Origin of the sequence: Hubeiibacter jixunmingi, assembly GCF_041928215.1 — a bacterium.
In the GTDB taxonomy this organism is placed as follows: Bacteria; Pseudomonadota; Gammaproteobacteria; order Pseudomonadales; family Moraxellaceae; genus Acinetobacter.
The window spans coordinates 17047-32770 of the sequence record NZ_JBHFHK010000022.1; the positions used below are offsets into that span (position 1 = coordinate 17047).

A 15724-nucleotide genomic window follows, 5' to 3' on the forward strand; every position below is an offset into this window, starting at 1 on the left:
ATTAACGTTTAGACTTCTTATCTACACCATGACCACGATATGTACGAGTCGGCGCAAATTCACCTAATTTATGGCCTACCATGTGTTCAGTAACGATTACTGGAACGTGGTTACGACCGTTATGTACAGAAATTGTTAGACCAACAAAGTCTGGAAGAATCATCGAACGACGAGACCAAGTTTTGATCGGCTTGCGAGAATTGCTCGAAACAGCCGCTTCAACCTTAGCGAACAAGTGCGCATCGACGAATGGACCTTTTTTCAATGAACGAGGCATTAGTCAAATTCCTTTACTTGTTACTTGACGCGACGGTCACGAATAATCATCTTAGTCGTACGCTTATTGGTACGAGTCTTGTACCCTTTCGCTTTTTGACCCCATGGGCTCACTGGTTGGATACCCTTGTTACGACCTTCACCACCACCGTGCGGGTGATCGATTGGGTTCATCGCCATACCACGAACGGTAGGACGAACGCCACGCCAGCGTGCAGCACCTGCTTTACCAAGTGAACGCAAGTTGCTTTCTTGGTTAGAAACTTCACCAATTACAGCACGGCATTCTACGTGGATTTTACGCATTTCGCCTGAACGCAAACGCACAATTGCGTATGAACCATCACGACCCAACAATTGAACTGAAGTACCAGCTGAACGAGCTAATTGCGCGCCTTTACCGATTTTTAATTCAACATTGTGTAATGTAGAACCTAATGGCATGTTACGAAGTGGTAAACAGTTACCTGGACGAATTGGTGCATCGTTACCAGATTGTACTGTATCACCTGCACGTAAACCTTTAGGTGCAATGATATAACGACGCTCGCCATCAGCATATTTTAATAATGCGATGTGAGCAGTACGGTTTGGATCGTATTCGATACGTTCAACAACCGCTGGAATACCATCTTTGTTACGTTTAAAGTCAATAATACGATACTGTTGTTTATGACCACCACCTACGTGACGCGTCGTGATGTGACCGTTATTGTTACGACCACCAGTACGTTTTTTAGCTTCAGTCAACGCTGCGAATGGACGACCCTTGTAAAGATGGTCATGAACCACTTTCTCCACAAAGCGACGTCCTGGCGACGTTGGCTTACATTTTTGAATAGGCATAATTTCCGTCCTTATTCCGCTGTCGTATTTGCGGTATCGCCCAAGTCAGCCATTTCAACATCTTGGCCAGCTTTCAGGGTGACGTATGCTTTTTTCACATCAGAACGATGTCCTAATGTACGACCAAAGCGTTTGGTTTTACCTTTAGTGATGGTTGTATTGACTTTCAACACTTCAACACCAAAAAGTTGTTCTACCGCTTTTTTAATTTCAAGTTTAGTTGCATTGATATCAACTTTAAATACTTGAACACCAGCAGTTTCGCCAAGTACCTGTGCTTTCTCAGAAAAAACAGGACCTTTTAGAATTTGATAGATACGTTCGTTGTTCATCCGAGTTCTACCTCAATTTTCTTTGCAGCAGCAACCGACATCACAACTTTATCAAATGCAACCAAACTTACAGGATTGATCGCAGTTGCATCAACCACATCAACGTGTGGAATGTTGCGTGCAGCAAGATACAAATTCTCGTCTACAGCATCTGTAACGATCAATGCACGTGTTGCATTCAATTCATTTAATTTTGCAAGCAATTCTTTAGTCTTTGGTGCAGAAACTTGTAGCTCTTCAACCAATACTAAACGATCTTGACGAACTAATTCAGCCAAAATACATTGCATCGCACCACGGTACATCTTACGGTTTACTTTTTGAGACCAATCTTGTGGACGAGCAGCAAAAGTTTTACCACCACCAACCCAGATAGGGCTACGAATAGAACCCGCACGCGCACGACCTGTACCTTTTTGACGGAATGGCTTTTTACCACCACCAGATACATCAGCACGTGATTTGTGAGCACGCGTACCTTGACGACCGCCAGCTAAGTAAGCTGTAACGACTTGGTGTACAAGTGCTTCGTTAAATTCACGACCAAAAGCTACTTCTGATAATTCAACCGCAGAGCCGGAAACAGTTTTTAAATTCACGTTATTTCCCCTCAAGCCTTGATGGTAGGACGCACAATTACGTCACCGCCAGTTGCACCTGGAATCGCACCTTTTACAACCAATACTGATTTTTCAGCATCGATAGAAACGATTTCAAGACCTTGTACTGTTACACGTTCATCACCTAAGTGACCTGGCATTTTTTTGCCTTTGAAAACGCGACCTGGAGTTTGGTTTTGACCTGTAGAACCAAGTACACGGTGAGATACAGAGTTACCATGTGTAGCATCTTGCGTACGGAAGTTCCAACGCTTAACACCACCCTGAAAACCTTTACCCTTTGATTGTCCAGTAACGTCAACAACTTGACCTACTTCAAACAAATCAACACCGATAGTACCGCCTACTTCGCGACCTTCAAGATCAGCTTCAGTAACACGGAATTCTTTCACCAAACGACCAGCAGCAACACCCGCTTTTGCAAAGTGACCTTTCTGAGCATTCGTTACGCGAGATTCGCGACGTTCGCCAGTAGTCACTTGAATAGCTTGATAACCATCAGTTTCAAGTGTTTTGATCTGTGTAATACGGTTTGGATCGACTTCGATCACTGTGACTGGCACAGAAACGCCGGCTTCTGTGAAAATGCGCGTCATACCGCACTTACGACCGACTAGACCAATAGCCATATGTTTAAACCTCTTAAAATACAGCTGATTAAATCGAATTAGGATTTAATCACCCGACAAGCCTTATCCCAATGCGATCTGAACATCAACACCCGCAGCCAAGTCCAATTTCATCAATGCATCAACAGTTTTGTCTGTTGGTTGTACGATGTCGATTAGACGCTTATAAGTGCGGATTTCGTACTGATCACGTGCATCTTTATTCACGTGTGGTGAAGTTAAAACGTTAAAACGTTCGATACGTGTTGGCATAGGAATTGGACCACATACCTGCGCACCTGTACGTTTAGCCGTTTCTACGATCTCTTGAGCTGATTGATCAATTAAACGATGATCAAAAGACTTAAGACGGATACGGATTCTCTGGTTAGACATACCAGTAAACTCCAAGCTTAAAATGTAAAGAATCACCCATGACGCACCTCATTTATCTCAAAATATTCTCGCAAGAAAACATTCCAAGACCACGAGTGTCAAGGGCAGTGAAAATCACTATGGTCGTGATCGATGCCACGACTGTAACGATACATTATCACGCATCTATGGCGGATAACGCTTTCTATCAATTGTAGAAAGTGATTAATTATACAATGCTATAATAAATAAAGCAAGGCTTAGTTGGGCTGTATAGCTTGATTTTACGTGATTTTACAAAATTTTTTTATCAAAAGAATGCTTTTATATGCAATGTCAGCTATATTATTCCGTGCAAATATCATGAAGATATTGATGCCAAATTTTGTGTTTTGGCAAGTTATTTTTTATTATTTCTTAGGATTTTAGGTGGAAGGTATGACCCATTCATTAGACACAAAACATACGGATAATATGGATTTACATATACAAACCCGATTGAGCCAACCTGTTAATAGTGTCCCTGATCATGTAAAAACGCTACAAATGCCAGTATTTCGTGCATCGACTTTTGTGTTTGATAATACTCAAGACATGATTGATGCTTATGATTGGACTCGTCCTTATAATTATAGTTATGGTACGCACGGCACGCCAACAACGTATGCTCTCGCTGATCAAATTGCCGTATTAGAAGGGGCAAAGCATTGTCTTCTCGCACCAAGTGGTTTATCCGTAATCCAATTGGTAAACAGTACATTTTTGGCGAGTGGTGACGAAGTTTGGTTGCCTGAAAATAGCTATTATCCAAATCACGAACATCTTAGTATGCTACAAGAGCGTTATGGCGTGGTACTAAAAAGCTATAATCCTGTAGATGTAGAGAGTTTTCAGCCTACTGAAAAATGTAAATTATTATGGTTAGAAGCCGCCGGTTCGGTGAGTTTGGAATTTCCCGATTTAATCGGTTTGATTAAAAAAGCCAAAGCAAAAGGCATTTTGACTGCTATTGACAGCACTTGGGGTGCAGGACTTGCCTATAATAGTTTTGATTTGGACGATGAGCATACCGCAGTGGATATTAGCGTGCATGCATTGACCAAATATCCAAGCGGTGGCGGTGATATATTAATGGGTAGTGTCTGTACTGCCGATCGTGAACTATACTTAAAAGTATTAAAAACCCATGCATTACAAGGTATTGCGGTATCGGGTGATGACTGTGCTAATATTCAGCGTAATTTGGCGAGTATGGCTTTGCGTTACCAAAAACATCATGACAATACTTTGGTATTGATTGAATATTTATCGCAATGCAAAGAGTTTTCGCGAGTATTGCATCCGAGTATTGCCAGTCATGCAGGACATGAATATTGGCAAGCGGTATGTAAAACAGGGCTTGCGGCAGGTTTGGTGAGTGTGGTTGTGGATGGTTGTAAGACGGTTGAGCAGATTCAAGCCTTTTGTAACCAATTGAATTTATTTAAATTGGGTTATAGTTGGGGTGGTGCGACCAGTTTGGTGATGTATTATCAAGTGCAACGTCAAGCGATGCAACATGAAAAGCCTGTGTATATTGTGCGATTTGTGGTTGGATTAGAGCATATTGATGATTTAATTCAAGATATTGAGCAAGCAAGAGTGGTTTTTGCTTAATTTTTTAAGTAAAAAAATGCCCTACTTTGTGAAAAGGTGGGGCTTTTTCGGGAAAATGTTTTTTTATTAATTACAACCCATCACTGATTTGTTTTAAATCATTAAAAATTATCGAAAATATATTAGGCAAACGCTGTTGAAAATATGCATCGAGTTTATCATTTGATAATTCATGATGAAAGGCTTTTGTCATTTGGTGAAATTGCTGTTCATTTAAAGGCTGTTTTAGAACAGCTTGCTGGATATAATCAATAAAAATGCTGGATATATGCACGTCTTGCATACAATGCTGGTCAAATTGTATTGCTTTAAATTCGGCTTTATCTTGATATTTTTCCAAATATTGTTCTCGGGCTTGGATAATAATTTGAGCAATCAAAGGATGATATTTTTCTGTACGTTGATAAATTTCTTTTTTGATATAAAAGCGATTAGTTGTATGATTTTCTTGTAAACCGTTTTCTTGTTGATGTAACTCGGATAATATCCCTGCCCAATCATCAATATGATGATCCATAACATCTTTATCTTTTTGTTGAATATTATCAAAGTTATTCAACAGTAAATAAATCAAAATTTGTAATAGTAAATGATAAAATTCTATCAAGATGGCATTTTTTAACGGCTTTGGATAATCAGATAGCTGCGTAAATTGCCGTTGCATAAATCCAAGTTCATTTTTTAATAAAACCTGTAACGCTTTCGATAAGTGATGAGTGCTTGGTAATGATTGAGCTTGATTAGACTTGAAAAAACTTTCCTTTAACAATAAAACGAAAGCAATCACTACAATAAAGCATAGCACCCATTCCATATCATCAACCTATTACCTATCGCTTATTATCGCTATCCAACTTTTCAAATAGACATGCATCATTTAACTTTAGCACGACATGCCACCTTGAACATGGTGTCCCCTAGCGTATTGGGTATGACCTTTTCCCATGCATCTGAAGAGGATGGCGTGGTGATAGGTTGTGTCTTAAATGTCGATTGATGGTTTTCAAAAGTTTCAACGGTATTGAGTTCATATCTTTTACGCTCACAATCATAAAAACTGTTTTCGATATGATAATTTTTTGTGTCGGCTGTACTGTTTGGCTCATCATCAAATGCTGTTTTAAACCAAACCGATCGATAGGAATTGTCTTTACTTAATCCTTGTTTTAGCCCTTGCTTTAACTCATAGCTATCAAAACTGATTTGTTTAACTCTATCGTGATCCAAATACATTTTTTCGCCTTCAAACGTATCAACATAGACCCAATTTTCAGCCAGTGCCACTTGACTGAATACAAGTGCTAGACTTGCTAGCATCATTTTGATTTTCATGCTTTTATTCCTTTACAACAAGATTTTTAATTTGATTAAATATTAGCACTATTCAAATCACCATTCTACAAAATAATTTCACTGTACAATAATTTCTACAATCTGCTATATTTCTCATCAATAAAATTTATAGCAATTCGCCACGATGCTTGAAAATAAACCGTTACTCACCGAAGTCAAGCTAATCCAACAGCCAAGCGATGATTTTGCCTTTTATCATCTTTATCCTTTTAAATTTAATAAGAATATCACCATCATTATGGGCGAAAATGGCATTGGTAAATCGACATTTTTGGAAGTGTTGGCGGTAAAATTAGGCTGTCCTGCCGAAGGTGGCTCAATTAATTTTCATTATTCCACCAATGATAGCCATTTTGATTATAGTCAAAGCTTAAGACTGGTCAAAAGCGGACGTAAAATCCACGATATCTTTTTCTATCGCTCCGAGAGTTTTTATAATTTTATCAGTGAGATGCAACAGCTTGATCAAGGCATCGGCGGTGGTTTAATTCGTGATTATTATGGCGGTAAAGATTTGCATCAAGTTTCACATGGCGAATCCATGAAAAGTCTTTATCATCATCGTTTTAAAGCCCAAGGGCTGTATATCTTGGATGAACCCGAAGCATCATTATCCATGTCCAATCAGATTGATTTTATTGAAAAAATTTTACAGCTCAGCAAACAAGGTAGCCAATTCATTATCGCCACACATTCACCACTAATTATGGCAATGCCTGATGCGGACTTATTTCGCTTTAGTCAGCATCGCTATTATCCGCTAGATTTTTTTGAAAGTAATGAATATTATTTACTCAAAAATATCATTAATTCACAAGGGCAATTTTTAAAAGATATTTTAAATTATTAGATTTATAGTTATATTTCAAAGATTTATAAAAATAATCAGCCTAAAAAATTTGCATAAATAATTGTGTTATTTTTTCAATTTTCAGCTAAAATTTCAGCATAAATTTTCTTAAATGTTAGGACAACAACATGGCTATTCCTTTGATTATTGGAAAAAAAACCGCCGATACCAACTTTGATGTGGTATTGTATTCCCAACTTGCTAACCGTCATGGCTTAATCGCAGGGGCGACGGGTACAGGTAAAACCGTGACTTTAAAACTCTTGGCAGAAAGCTTTTCACGTATTGGCGTGCCAGTATTTTTGGCGGATGCCAAAGGCGATGTGTCAAGTATTGCCAAAGCAGGCAGTGGCGGTGCAAAATTCGATGAGCGTGTGGCGATGCTTGGCATTGAACCTGTTGAATTTATGGGTTTTCCTGTGACCTTTTGGGATATGTTTGGCGAACAAGGGCATCCGATTCGCACCACTGTGTCTGAAATCGGTCCTGTATTATTGTCACGCATGTTGAATTTGAACGATACCCAAGAAGGCGTATTGTCTGCTGTGTTCCGTATTGCTGATGATCAAGGTTTGTTATTGATTGATTTTAAAGATTTAAAATCAATGCTCACTTATGTCAGTGAAAATGCAGCCGAGCTCAAAAATGAATATGGCAATTTGTCGGCTGCCAGTCTAGGGGCGATTCAGCGTAATTTATTGGCATTGGGCGACCAAGGTGGCGAGCATTTCTTTGGTGAGCCTGCTTTGGATATTATGGATTTTATCCAAACTGACAGCAATGGTCATGGTTATATCAACCTTTTGGCAGCGGATAAATTGATGAATACGCCAAAACTATATGCCACGTTCTTGTTATGGATGTTGTCTGAATTGTTTGAGCGTTTGCCTGAAGTGGGTGATATGGATAAACCAAAAATGGTGTTTTTCTTTGATGAAGCCCATTTGTTGTTTGATAATGCCAGTGCCGCTTTGCAAGAAAAAATCGAACAAGTGGTGCGTTTGATTCGTTCCAAAGGTGTGGGGATTTATTTTATTACGCAAAATCCATTGGATTTGCCTGAAAGTGTATTGGGACAATTGGGCAACCGTGTACAACATGCCTTACGTGCCTTTACCCCGAAAGACCAAAAAGCAGTCAAAACAGCCGCTCAAACTTTCCGTGCCAATCCTGAATTTGATGTGGCAGTGGCGATTACTGAGTTGGGTGTCGGTGAAGCCTTGATTAGCTGTTTGGATGAGCAAGGTACCCCGCAAATCGTGCAACGTGCATGGGTGATGCCGCCTGCATCAGCATTTAGTCCGATTAGTTTGGATGAACGTAAGCAATTGATGCAAAACAGTATTGTTGCCGGTGTTTATGATAACGAAGTGGATCGTGATAGTGCCTTTGAGATGTTACAACGCAAAGTCGCGGATATGCAACAGCAACAACAAGCCGACGCTGAAGCTGCTGAACAAGCCAAAGCCCAAGCCATTGCCGATAAAGCTGCTGCCAAAGAGCAAGAGCGTTTGGCTCGTGAAGAGCAACGTGAAGCGGAACGCCGTGCCAAGCAAAATCAAGACTTGATGAATACCGCTGCCAAAACTGCTATTCGTGCTTTGGGTGGTTCGACAGGTAAAAGCATTATGCGTGGTATTTTGGGATCGATTTTTGGTGGGCGTTAAACGTTAAATCAAAAAATTTTGGAGGTCGTGTTAGCCCTGCTTTTTCGGGTGTAACACGACTAGCAAAGCAAATAAGGATAATAAAAGATGAATAAAATAAACAATTTATATCCTTGCCCTTGTTGTCACCATTATATTTTTACAGAGTTACATTGTTTTGAAATTTGTCCAATTTGTGGTTGGGAAGATGATGCTGTTCAATTTGAAGACCCTGATTATTCTGGTGGTGCAAACGAAGAAAGTTTAAATGAATATAAATTGCATTTTAAAAATCACATTAATAAAAACAACAAATTATAAATAAGTCGTGTTACGCTACATCAATAACACGACCTATACATGATTTTATTAGATGGGTTTACGCTTTATGAAAATCCACATTTTTATCAATGCTATATACCAAAATCGCCCCAATCACCATTAATACTGCCATCACCAAACCAAGTTTGAGTACAATATTAAAATGCATAAAGTGCAATAAAATACCGCCCAAAATACCTGTTAAAAATAACAATGAACCATGTAAGGCACTGGCAGTGCCTGCTCTTTTCTTTTGGAATGCCAAAACCAATGCGACCGCATTCGGTTGCGTTAAACCTAATGCAGCAATACAACAGAAGATACACGCCAAAATCCATGCCAAATGAATACCCGTACCAAACAGTAAGCCAATCATTAATAAACATAAGACTGAAATGGCTTGAATTGCTGCACCAAAACGTAAAATCGAAATCAAATGAAAACGTTTTAATAATATTTGATTGACCTGTGTCAAAGCAATAAAGCCTGCCGCATTTGAACCAAATATCCAAGCAAAATGTGTAGCACTGACTTGATATTGTTGCATAATCAATTCTGATGCGGTGTTAATATAAACAAACATCGCTCCCATTAATAAACCCGAACCTAATGCAGGCAAATAAAACTGTTTATCTTTAATTAATGCCAGATAATCATGCAGAACATATTTCATCGATGTGGTAATACGGTTTTCATCCGCCAAAGTTTCTTTTAAATAAAAAATACTGAGTAATAAATTAAATGTACCAAAGGCCGCCAAAAACCAAAAAATCGTCCGCCAATCACTAACTTGCAATACCAATGCACCCAACGACGGTGCTAAAATCGGTGCTAAACCCATCACCAAGGTCATCAAAGAAAATGCCTTTGCCATCTGTAATGGCGGTAAACGGTCACGCACCATAGCACGCGGTACCACTGCCCCAACGCACGCCCCCAGTGCTTGTGTGGTTCGAGCTAAAAATAGCGTATATTCATTATTAGTCATGGCACAGGCAATCGATGCGATAATATACAGTGTCATCCCAAAATATAATGGTTTTAAGCGTCCGTAACGATCGCTTAAAGGTCCATAAAATAACTGCCCCACAACCAAACCTGCAAAATAAGCAGGAACAGAGTTAGAAATCCACGATGTAGGCACGCCAAAATCTTTCGCCATAGTGGGCAAAGCGGGCAAATACATATCAATCGATAAAGGACCGATGGCAATCATCAAGCCCAAAATCATAATCCAAGTGGTTGGATAATCAGGCTGTCTATTGTTTGCTGTTATTTGAGAGGTGGACATTGTTATCATCGTCATTGTGTTATCAGGCGGTGAATTATAGCAGAGTTTTAAAAGTAGTACAGTCAGTACACTTTTAATTATTGTTGCTCACTTAAATTAATTCAATATGAAACAATGAGATAAAATTTTTATTTTGTCTATGCTTATTCTTATTTTTTCAATGCGGATTTTAGCAAAAACATGATGCCCAAATTGTTCATCATGTTTGTGACATTTCAAAACTTTATGAATTAGTAATTGGCACGCAATAATACATTACGGTTTGCATCAAACAGGACTAAGTTATTGGCTTGTACGCTGTAGCCAGCCACACGTGACAATACATCCATAAGCTCAGCTTCTTGTGCCAAAGCATTATCACAAGCTTGATGCTCAGCACCTGCACGGATTTGCATAGTTTGATTACTTGGATTAAAACGATATTCACCAAAAATCGCATTACATCCTGTATGACCAAAGATACGCTGGGTTTGTGATTGCAACATCAGCGATGGATACTGCACAAAATAGTTGGCTTGGCGACCATTAATTTGTTGAATGTTCCAACGGATATCTTGCAAGCCATCACGGCTCGCCATAGTCGGCAAAGGCGCTGGCGTTGGGCTAAGATTGACTTTATTTGCTGGTGTTTTTGTGGTCTGATATTTGACCTGCGGTTTATGCTGGGCTGGTAGTGTGCTCGCACAAGCTGCCAAAAGTACTGTTGTTGCCACGATCACACCTAAGCGTGACAGATGTTGAGAAGAACGCATAGCTTATCCTTAATTTAAAAAATTTCGGCAGACAATTCATCGTAACGTTTTAATCAAATATTAATTCAAAAAATTTACGATAAACTGGTGATTACTAACAAAAAACTTTAACTTATTATAGACTATTTCCACAAAATTACAGTGTAATAAATTTGCTAAATTTTGCTTTTATTCTTATTTTTTTCACTTATTTTTATACATAGTGTCTTTATTATGCTGGTCTAAGTTTTAGTTTTGATGCTAGCATATATTTCACTTGAGATTTAAATCCTATTGATAACATGATGACCACCACAAAGCACTCTACTTCGCCACTACATATTCGTGTTATTGCACCAAGTGCGATGATTGATTTTGCATTGATTGAACGTAGCCGTTATGCACTAGAAAATCTAGGCTATAAAGTCAGTTTTTCTAAACATTTACAAGCAACACATCGTTATTTGGCAGGAACGATTGCACAGCGAGTACAAGATATTGTTGAGGCGTATCAAGATGATGATGTTGATGTCATTTGGTGTGGACGAGGTGGTACAGGTGCTGCACAGTTATTGCCTTTGCTGTCACAATACAATTTAACCCCTGCGATGCAAAAAAAACCATTTCTTGGTTATTCTGACAGTACAACTTTATTAAATTATATTACAAAGCAAAATGGTCTTGCCATGCACGCACCTGTATTCCAAGAACTTGCTAATAAAAATATTGATGAAAATCAATCGTTGTCGCAAGATGCACTACAAACATTGGCATTATTACAGCAACGCTTAAACCAACCCTTTGATTTAAGTCCTATCCTTAAAACAGCACATCCACCACAAGGAAAAATTTTGGGTGGAAATCTCGCTGTTTTATGTAGTTTGCAAGGCACAGCATGGCAACTTCATTTAGATCAGCCCAGTATTTTATTATTGGAAGATGTCGGAGAGCCTTATTATCGTTTGGAACGTCTATGGGTACAATTATTACAAAGTATTGATTTAAATCATTTACAAGCTGTTGTGTTAGGTGATTTTTACCAGTGTCCACAAAAAGATGTTCCACATTCAATCGCTGATATTTTTGTAGAATATTTAAAAGATACACACGTCGGATTGTATCAGACCAGCCAATTTGGACATGGTCTGTGTAATCAGCCTTTTATTTTAGGGCAGATTGCTCAAGTGAAAGATAATCAGTTGATATTTGATCACCACACTATTAGCCGTCATGCCTAAACTGTTAGTTTGTTTTTGAACCATGATTTTTTTCGGGCAATAATTTTTTGATTCTTTGTTCAATCGCCTGATTAATCTTGTCAGCGGATATGTCTGATTTATCAAGTACGGCTTGCCATGCTCTCGTGGTCTCATATTGATAAATATGCCCGTGTCCAGCAGGCACTTTACTTGAGGCTGGCATATCCAAGGTCAGCTCACCTAAGCTAATCAGTGGCAACCATGTCGGGATTTTGACCACATCACGCCCTTTTTGTTCATGCATCCAATCGGGGCGTTGCCACAACATATCTGTAGACCACCATACAATCGGATCCAAAGCATGTTGCAAGAAGACGATACGCGGTGCTTGCCAATCTTGATCAAGCAGCTGCCCTTGCGGATGTCCTGCTGGAGTCAGTGTATCCACATAGTCCATAAAACGAATGTGCTTGCCGTGGTTGATGACTGGTAAGCTCTCCGTACTAGGGCTTTGTCTATTTGCCACCAATGTTTCCCATAATCGGCTTAAACGTGGCGTACCTACCCAAACCGCACCGTCAATGCGTGATACCAAATCATTTTCATCCTTAAAAGCAGATTGCGTTGCAAAAGCCCCCAAAGACTCCCCTGCCAAAATTAATTTTGGACGCTGATCTTTGGGCAAAGTAGCAAGCTTTTTTTCAATCGCTTCAATAAGTTGTGTGTTGGCACTGCTCGATGCCATGCGATCCATCAAAAATGAAACTTGGCTTGGCAAATAGGAATATTGCACCACCACACTGGCAATGTCGCCATCGGTCAAATACTCTGCTGCAAGGCTGCTATACTCTTCGACCCAACCGCGTCCCGTTGCCCCTTGTACTACGATATATTTTCGTTGCCAAGCGTGCGTGCGGTCAAGTTCATCTATTGCAGTTTTAACGATATTTTGTAATAAAATCTCAGATGGCTCTTGGTTAGCAAGCCCGACAAAGACACGAATTGGCTCTAAAGCAGGACGTCCTGTGACTTCAGTGATTTCTGATGCAGATAAGCCCAAAGATACAAAACGCTGTCCATAGTGCCCTAATTGCTCCCAAGTCTGTGCGGGCTTTTGATTAGCCTGAGCAATAAAACCTGATTTAAATGGTGACGTTGGTGCTGTGAGCGTCTTTGGTGGTGCTTGATTACGCTTTAAGGCACTCTGACTAATTTTTTGTAAAACGGGTTGCCAAACATAGTGCTGACCTGCTTCAACAATCGCAGAAACCATTAAAACAGAAATCACCAACCATGTTAAAAAACGCACGGGTACGTTTAGTTTCGGTGCAACCAAATTGACCAGCCACTCTACCAACAACACCAGCCAACGCCCAATCGCAATCAACATCAGCCAAATGACTAATGCCAAACTGGTACTTGCCAAAGTGATTAAAATACTATCACTCGGCATATCCATCAAGGCACTGATTTCTTTGACTATCAACCAACGGTAAATGGCAAAACCGAAAGTAATGAGCAACAATACTGAAATGGTCATCCGATAATACTGCTGTGCGATACGTATCATTGGCTTTTTTACCAATAGACAAGCGATATCAACACCACTCGCAATCATCTTACCGAAGCTATAACCAATCGCCCCACTCAAAGCACTGCCAATCGCTTGTAGCCACCATACACGTGGTAACAGCATCGGATAAAGCGACACATAGAAGCACAAAAAACCTATCACCAATCCTGTCATCGACAAAGATGCAAAAAAGCCTGCCAAGGTATTGGCATGTAAAGGCGATGATGAAACTTTAGCGAGAGAAGAATGAGACATAAAAACAGGCATAAAAAAATAATATAACTATGATAACGGATTTAAAATCACAATGAAAAATGATTTACTTAGCATTTTGTTAATCGAGCTTATTTTGATTTTGTGTAAAAATAAGATACTGTTTTTATGGTTATATTTGAATCATTTAAAAATGAAACTGTAGATGTCTTGATACAGTAAAAAAATCGTGCTAGCTTGATTTTATCAATATCAAACAATTCGGAAAATCGTAATGACACAATTTACGTTGATTGGCGAACCAGAACCATTTTTACATGTATCGATGCGTAAGGGCGATAAAATCTATTGTGAAAGCAATGCTATGGTCATGATGGAAAGCAACTTAGACCTAAAAGGCAAATTACAAGGTGGTGTAGTACAATCTTTTATCCGTCATTTTGCCAATGATGAATCGTTATTCCAACAGCACATTGAAGCGGTACGCGGTGATGGAGATTGTCTACTCTCTTCATCTCTAGATGGCGGTATGCAGATCATGGACGTTGGTGCTAATCAATATACTTTAAGCGATGGTGCATTTGTTGCCGCAACAAGTGGCGTGGAAATCAAAGTCAAAACCCAAGGTTTGGGCAATGCCTTTTTGGGTCAAACAGGCGGTTTTTTGGTGATGCATACCAGCGGTCAAGGGCAATTGGTGGTATCTGGAGCAGGAACATTATTTGAAATTGATGTAACGCCTGATAAAGACGTGTTAATCGATAACGGTCATGTGGTGTGCTGGGATTCAACGCTACAATACAACATCAGTGCCAGTACATCGGGCAATAGTGGTTTATTGGGTAATTTGGTCAATAGTGTAACCAGTGGTGAAGGTATTATTTTACGCTTCTCGGGACGTGGCAAAGTGGTAATTAGCTCACGCAATCATGAAAACATGTTGGCATGGTTAAGAGCTAAACTCAACCGATCATAAGCTCAGTATTGAGTTATGCCAAAAACTGAATGTCCCATCGCACTAAATCAAAAGTAACAATTTTTAAATAAATTTGTGCAATTTTTAGTGTTAAAGTGGGTCGTGCGTTAAAGCGTTATACTGCGTTTTAACAACCTGAAATTTAAATGTTTTTATATTTTATTTTGAGATAGGAGCGTCAAACATGGCAATTAATTTGGAAAAAGGTCAGAAGATTAGCTTGAACAAAGCGGATGGTACTGGCTTACAACAAGTGTTTTTGGGTGTAGGTTGGGATGTTGCCGAAACCAAAAAAGGCGGTTTTTTAGGTGGTTTATTTGGTGGCAATAGTGGCGGTGGCGACATCGACCTTGATGCATCAGTGATTTTATTTGATGACAACAAACAACCTGTGGATGTGGTTTATTTCGGTCAATTACAAAGTAAAGACGGCAGTATCAAGCATTCTGGTGACAACTTGACTGGTGCAGGCGATGGTGATGATGAAGTGATTCGCGTCGACTTGGCTCGTGTGCCAGCGAATGTAAAAGCATTGGTCTTTACGGTAAGCAGTTTCCGTGGTCAGACTTTTGAGACGGTATCAAATGCGTTTTGTCGTTTGGTCGATCAACAAAGCAATCAAGAAATTGCCAGTTATAAATTGTCTTCACAAGGTGCTCATACAGCATTGATTATTGCCAAAATTTATCGTCATAATGGCGAATGGAAAATGCATGCCATCGGTGAAAATGTACACGGTAAAACTTTCCAAGAAATCTTGCCACACGCATTGCCTTTCTTATAGGGTGTGTTGACATACAAAGAAAATCAGTTATTCTGATTATATGAATAGACTAACACTTACTGATGCCCAATGGG

The 15724-nt window shown here is 39.4% G+C and carries 18 protein-coding genes; 7 read left to right on the top strand and 11 right to left on the bottom strand.

From position 1 onward, the window contains the following. Nucleotide 1: 1 nt before the first annotated feature. The 6 genes from rpsS to rpsJ all read right to left on the bottom strand — a co-directional run bounded on the left by rpsS (nt 2) and on the right by rpsJ (nt 3078). The gene (rpsS, locus tag ACEYX7_RS05145; protein WP_374804821.1) at nt 2–277 is read right to left on the bottom strand and encodes a 30S ribosomal protein S19; all 276 of its coding nucleotides are present in this window, start codon (nt 275–277) and stop codon (nt 2–4) included. Nucleotides 278–297: 20 nt separating this feature from the next. Next, entirely contained in the window at nt 298–1122 is an 825-nt protein-coding gene (gene rplB / locus ACEYX7_RS05150; protein ID WP_374900274.1) for a 50S ribosomal protein L2, read from the bottom strand. Nucleotides 1123–1133: 11 nt separating this feature from the next. After that, complete coding sequence (gene rplW / locus ACEYX7_RS05155) at nt 1134–1454, bottom strand: 50S ribosomal protein L23 (protein ID WP_374900276.1); 321 nt, start codon at nt 1452–1454, stop codon at nt 1134–1136. After that, a complete protein-coding gene (rplD, locus tag ACEYX7_RS05160) occupies nt 1451–2053 on the bottom strand; it encodes a 50S ribosomal protein L4 (protein WP_374804818.1) in 603 nt (200 codons plus the stop codon). The genes rplW and rplD overlap by 4 nt, the downstream gene beginning before the upstream one ends. Before the next feature lie 11 nt (nt 2054–2064). Continuing rightward, the gene (rplC, locus tag ACEYX7_RS05165) at nt 2065–2703 is read right to left on the bottom strand and encodes a 50S ribosomal protein L3 (protein ID WP_374804817.1); all 639 of its coding nucleotides are present in this window, start codon (nt 2701–2703) and stop codon (nt 2065–2067) included. Nucleotides 2704–2766: 63 nt separating this feature from the next. Next, nucleotides 2767–3078 (bottom strand): 30S ribosomal protein S10, encoded by a 312-nt coding sequence (gene rpsJ, locus ACEYX7_RS05170; RefSeq protein WP_000070912.1) that lies wholly within the window; start codon nt 3076–3078, stop codon nt 2767–2769. Between the two features lie 453 nt (nt 3079–3531). Here rpsJ and ACEYX7_RS05175 point away from each other — a divergent pair, with 453 nt between their 5' ends. Further along, nucleotides 3532–4713, top strand: coding sequence for a PLP-dependent transferase (locus ACEYX7_RS05175; protein ID WP_374900280.1), 1182 nt, complete (start codon nt 3532–3534; stop codon nt 4711–4713). 70 nt (nt 4714–4783) lie between these two features. Here ACEYX7_RS05175 and ACEYX7_RS05180 read toward each other — a convergent pair whose 3' ends face one another. After that, on the bottom strand, nt 4784–5377 hold the full coding sequence (locus ACEYX7_RS05180; RefSeq protein ID WP_374806866.1) for a hypothetical protein: 594 nt from the start codon (nt 5375–5377) through the stop codon (nt 4784–4786). Between the two features lie 209 nt (nt 5378–5586). Further along, nucleotides 5587–6045 (bottom strand): surface-adhesin E family protein, encoded by a 459-nt coding sequence (locus ACEYX7_RS05185; protein ID WP_374805177.1) that lies wholly within the window; start codon nt 6043–6045, stop codon nt 5587–5589. Nucleotides 6046–6190: 145 nt separating this feature from the next. Here ACEYX7_RS05185 and ACEYX7_RS05190 point away from each other — a divergent pair, with 145 nt between their 5' ends. The 3 genes from ACEYX7_RS05190 to ACEYX7_RS05200 all read left to right on the top strand — a co-directional run bounded on the left by ACEYX7_RS05190 (nt 6191) and on the right by ACEYX7_RS05200 (nt 8883). After that, the gene (locus ACEYX7_RS05190) at nt 6191–6916 is read left to right on the top strand and encodes an AAA family ATPase (protein WP_374805179.1); all 726 of its coding nucleotides are present in this window, start codon (nt 6191–6193) and stop codon (nt 6914–6916) included. Nucleotides 6917–7044: 128 nt separating this feature from the next. After that, a complete protein-coding gene (locus ACEYX7_RS05195; protein ID WP_374805180.1) occupies nt 7045–8583 on the top strand; it encodes a helicase HerA-like domain-containing protein in 1539 nt (512 codons plus the stop codon). Nucleotides 8584–8670: 87 nt separating this feature from the next. Continuing rightward, nucleotides 8671–8883 (top strand): CPCC family cysteine-rich protein, encoded by a 213-nt coding sequence (locus ACEYX7_RS05200; RefSeq protein ID WP_374805182.1) that lies wholly within the window; start codon nt 8671–8673, stop codon nt 8881–8883. A 58-nt stretch (nt 8884–8941) separates the two neighbouring features. On the opposite strand, the gene ACEYX7_RS05205 is transcribed toward ACEYX7_RS05200, so the two are convergent. Further along, the gene (locus tag ACEYX7_RS05205) at nt 8942–10174 is read right to left on the bottom strand and encodes a multidrug effflux MFS transporter (protein ID WP_374805184.1); all 1233 of its coding nucleotides are present in this window, start codon (nt 10172–10174) and stop codon (nt 8942–8944) included. 230 nt (nt 10175–10404) lie between these two features. Then, a complete protein-coding gene (locus tag ACEYX7_RS05210) occupies nt 10405–10926 on the bottom strand; it encodes an META domain-containing protein (protein WP_374805185.1) in 522 nt (173 codons plus the stop codon). A gap of 284 nt (nt 10927–11210) precedes the next feature. On the opposite strand from ACEYX7_RS05210, the gene ACEYX7_RS05215 reads away from it, so the two are divergent. After that, nucleotides 11211–12143: an LD-carboxypeptidase gene (locus ACEYX7_RS05215; RefSeq protein WP_374805187.1), complete on the top strand. Its 933-nt coding sequence runs from the start codon at nt 11211–11213 to the stop codon at nt 12141–12143. A 4-nt stretch (nt 12144–12147) separates the two neighbouring features. Here ACEYX7_RS05215 and ACEYX7_RS05220 read toward each other — a convergent pair whose 3' ends face one another. After that, nucleotides 12148–13932, bottom strand: a complete 1785-nt coding sequence (locus tag ACEYX7_RS05220; protein WP_374805188.1) for an alpha/beta-hydrolase family protein — start codon at nt 13930–13932, stop codon at nt 12148–12150. Nucleotides 13933–14164: 232 nt separating this feature from the next. Here ACEYX7_RS05220 and ACEYX7_RS05225 point away from each other — a divergent pair, with 232 nt between their 5' ends. Continuing rightward, nucleotides 14165–14866: a TIGR00266 family protein gene (locus ACEYX7_RS05225; RefSeq protein ID WP_374805190.1), complete on the top strand. Its 702-nt coding sequence runs from the start codon at nt 14165–14167 to the stop codon at nt 14864–14866. A 184-nt stretch (nt 14867–15050) separates the two neighbouring features. Beyond that, complete coding sequence (locus ACEYX7_RS05230) at nt 15051–15650, top strand: TerD family protein (protein WP_374805191.1); 600 nt, start codon at nt 15051–15053, stop codon at nt 15648–15650. Nucleotides 15651–15724 lie beyond the last annotated feature (74 nt).

Excerpts from the sequence above, each read along its gene's own strand:
- rpsS (WP_374804821.1), bottom strand. The coding sequence starts at position 277 with ATGCCTCGTTCATTGAAAAAAGGTCCATTCGTCGATGCGCACTTGTTC.
- rplB (WP_374900274.1), bottom strand. The coding sequence starts at position 1,122 with ATGCCTATTCAAAAATGTAAGCCAACGTCGCCAGGACGTCGCTTTGTG.
- rplW (WP_374900276.1), bottom strand. The coding sequence starts at position 1,454 with ATGAACAACGAACGTATCTATCAAATTCTAAAAGGTCCTGTTTTTTCT.
- rplC (WP_374804817.1), bottom strand. The coding sequence starts at position 2,703 with ATGGCTATTGGTCTAGTCGGTCGTAAGTGCGGTATGACGCGCATTTTC.
- rpsJ (WP_000070912.1), bottom strand. The coding sequence starts at position 3,078 with ATGTCTAACCAGAGAATCCGTATCCGTCTTAAGTCTTTTGATCATCGT.
- ACEYX7_RS05175 (WP_374900280.1), top strand. The coding sequence starts at position 3,532 with ATGGATTTACATATACAAACCCGATTGAGCCAACCTGTTAATAGTGTC.
- ACEYX7_RS05180 (WP_374806866.1), bottom strand. The coding sequence starts at position 5,377 with ATGCAACGGCAATTTACGCAGCTATCTGATTATCCAAAGCCGTTAAAA.
- ACEYX7_RS05185 (WP_374805177.1), bottom strand. The coding sequence starts at position 6,045 with ATGAAAATCAAAATGATGCTAGCAAGTCTAGCACTTGTATTCAGTCAA.
- ACEYX7_RS05190 (WP_374805179.1), top strand. The coding sequence starts at position 6,191 with ATGCTTGAAAATAAACCGTTACTCACCGAAGTCAAGCTAATCCAACAG.
- ACEYX7_RS05195 (WP_374805180.1), top strand. The coding sequence starts at position 7,045 with ATGGCTATTCCTTTGATTATTGGAAAAAAAACCGCCGATACCAACTTT.
- ACEYX7_RS05200 (WP_374805182.1), top strand. The coding sequence starts at position 8,671 with ATGAATAAAATAAACAATTTATATCCTTGCCCTTGTTGTCACCATTAT.
- ACEYX7_RS05205 (WP_374805184.1), bottom strand. The coding sequence starts at position 10,174 with ATGTCCACCTCTCAAATAACAGCAAACAATAGACAGCCTGATTATCCA.
- ACEYX7_RS05210 (WP_374805185.1), bottom strand. The coding sequence starts at position 10,926 with ATGCGTTCTTCTCAACATCTGTCACGCTTAGGTGTGATCGTGGCAACA.
- ACEYX7_RS05215 (WP_374805187.1), top strand. The coding sequence starts at position 11,211 with ATGACCACCACAAAGCACTCTACTTCGCCACTACATATTCGTGTTATT.
- ACEYX7_RS05220 (WP_374805188.1), bottom strand. The coding sequence starts at position 13,932 with ATGTCTCATTCTTCTCTCGCTAAAGTTTCATCATCGCCTTTACATGCC.
- ACEYX7_RS05225 (WP_374805190.1), top strand. The coding sequence starts at position 14,165 with ATGACACAATTTACGTTGATTGGCGAACCAGAACCATTTTTACATGTA.
- ACEYX7_RS05230 (WP_374805191.1), top strand. The coding sequence starts at position 15,051 with ATGGCAATTAATTTGGAAAAAGGTCAGAAGATTAGCTTGAACAAAGCG.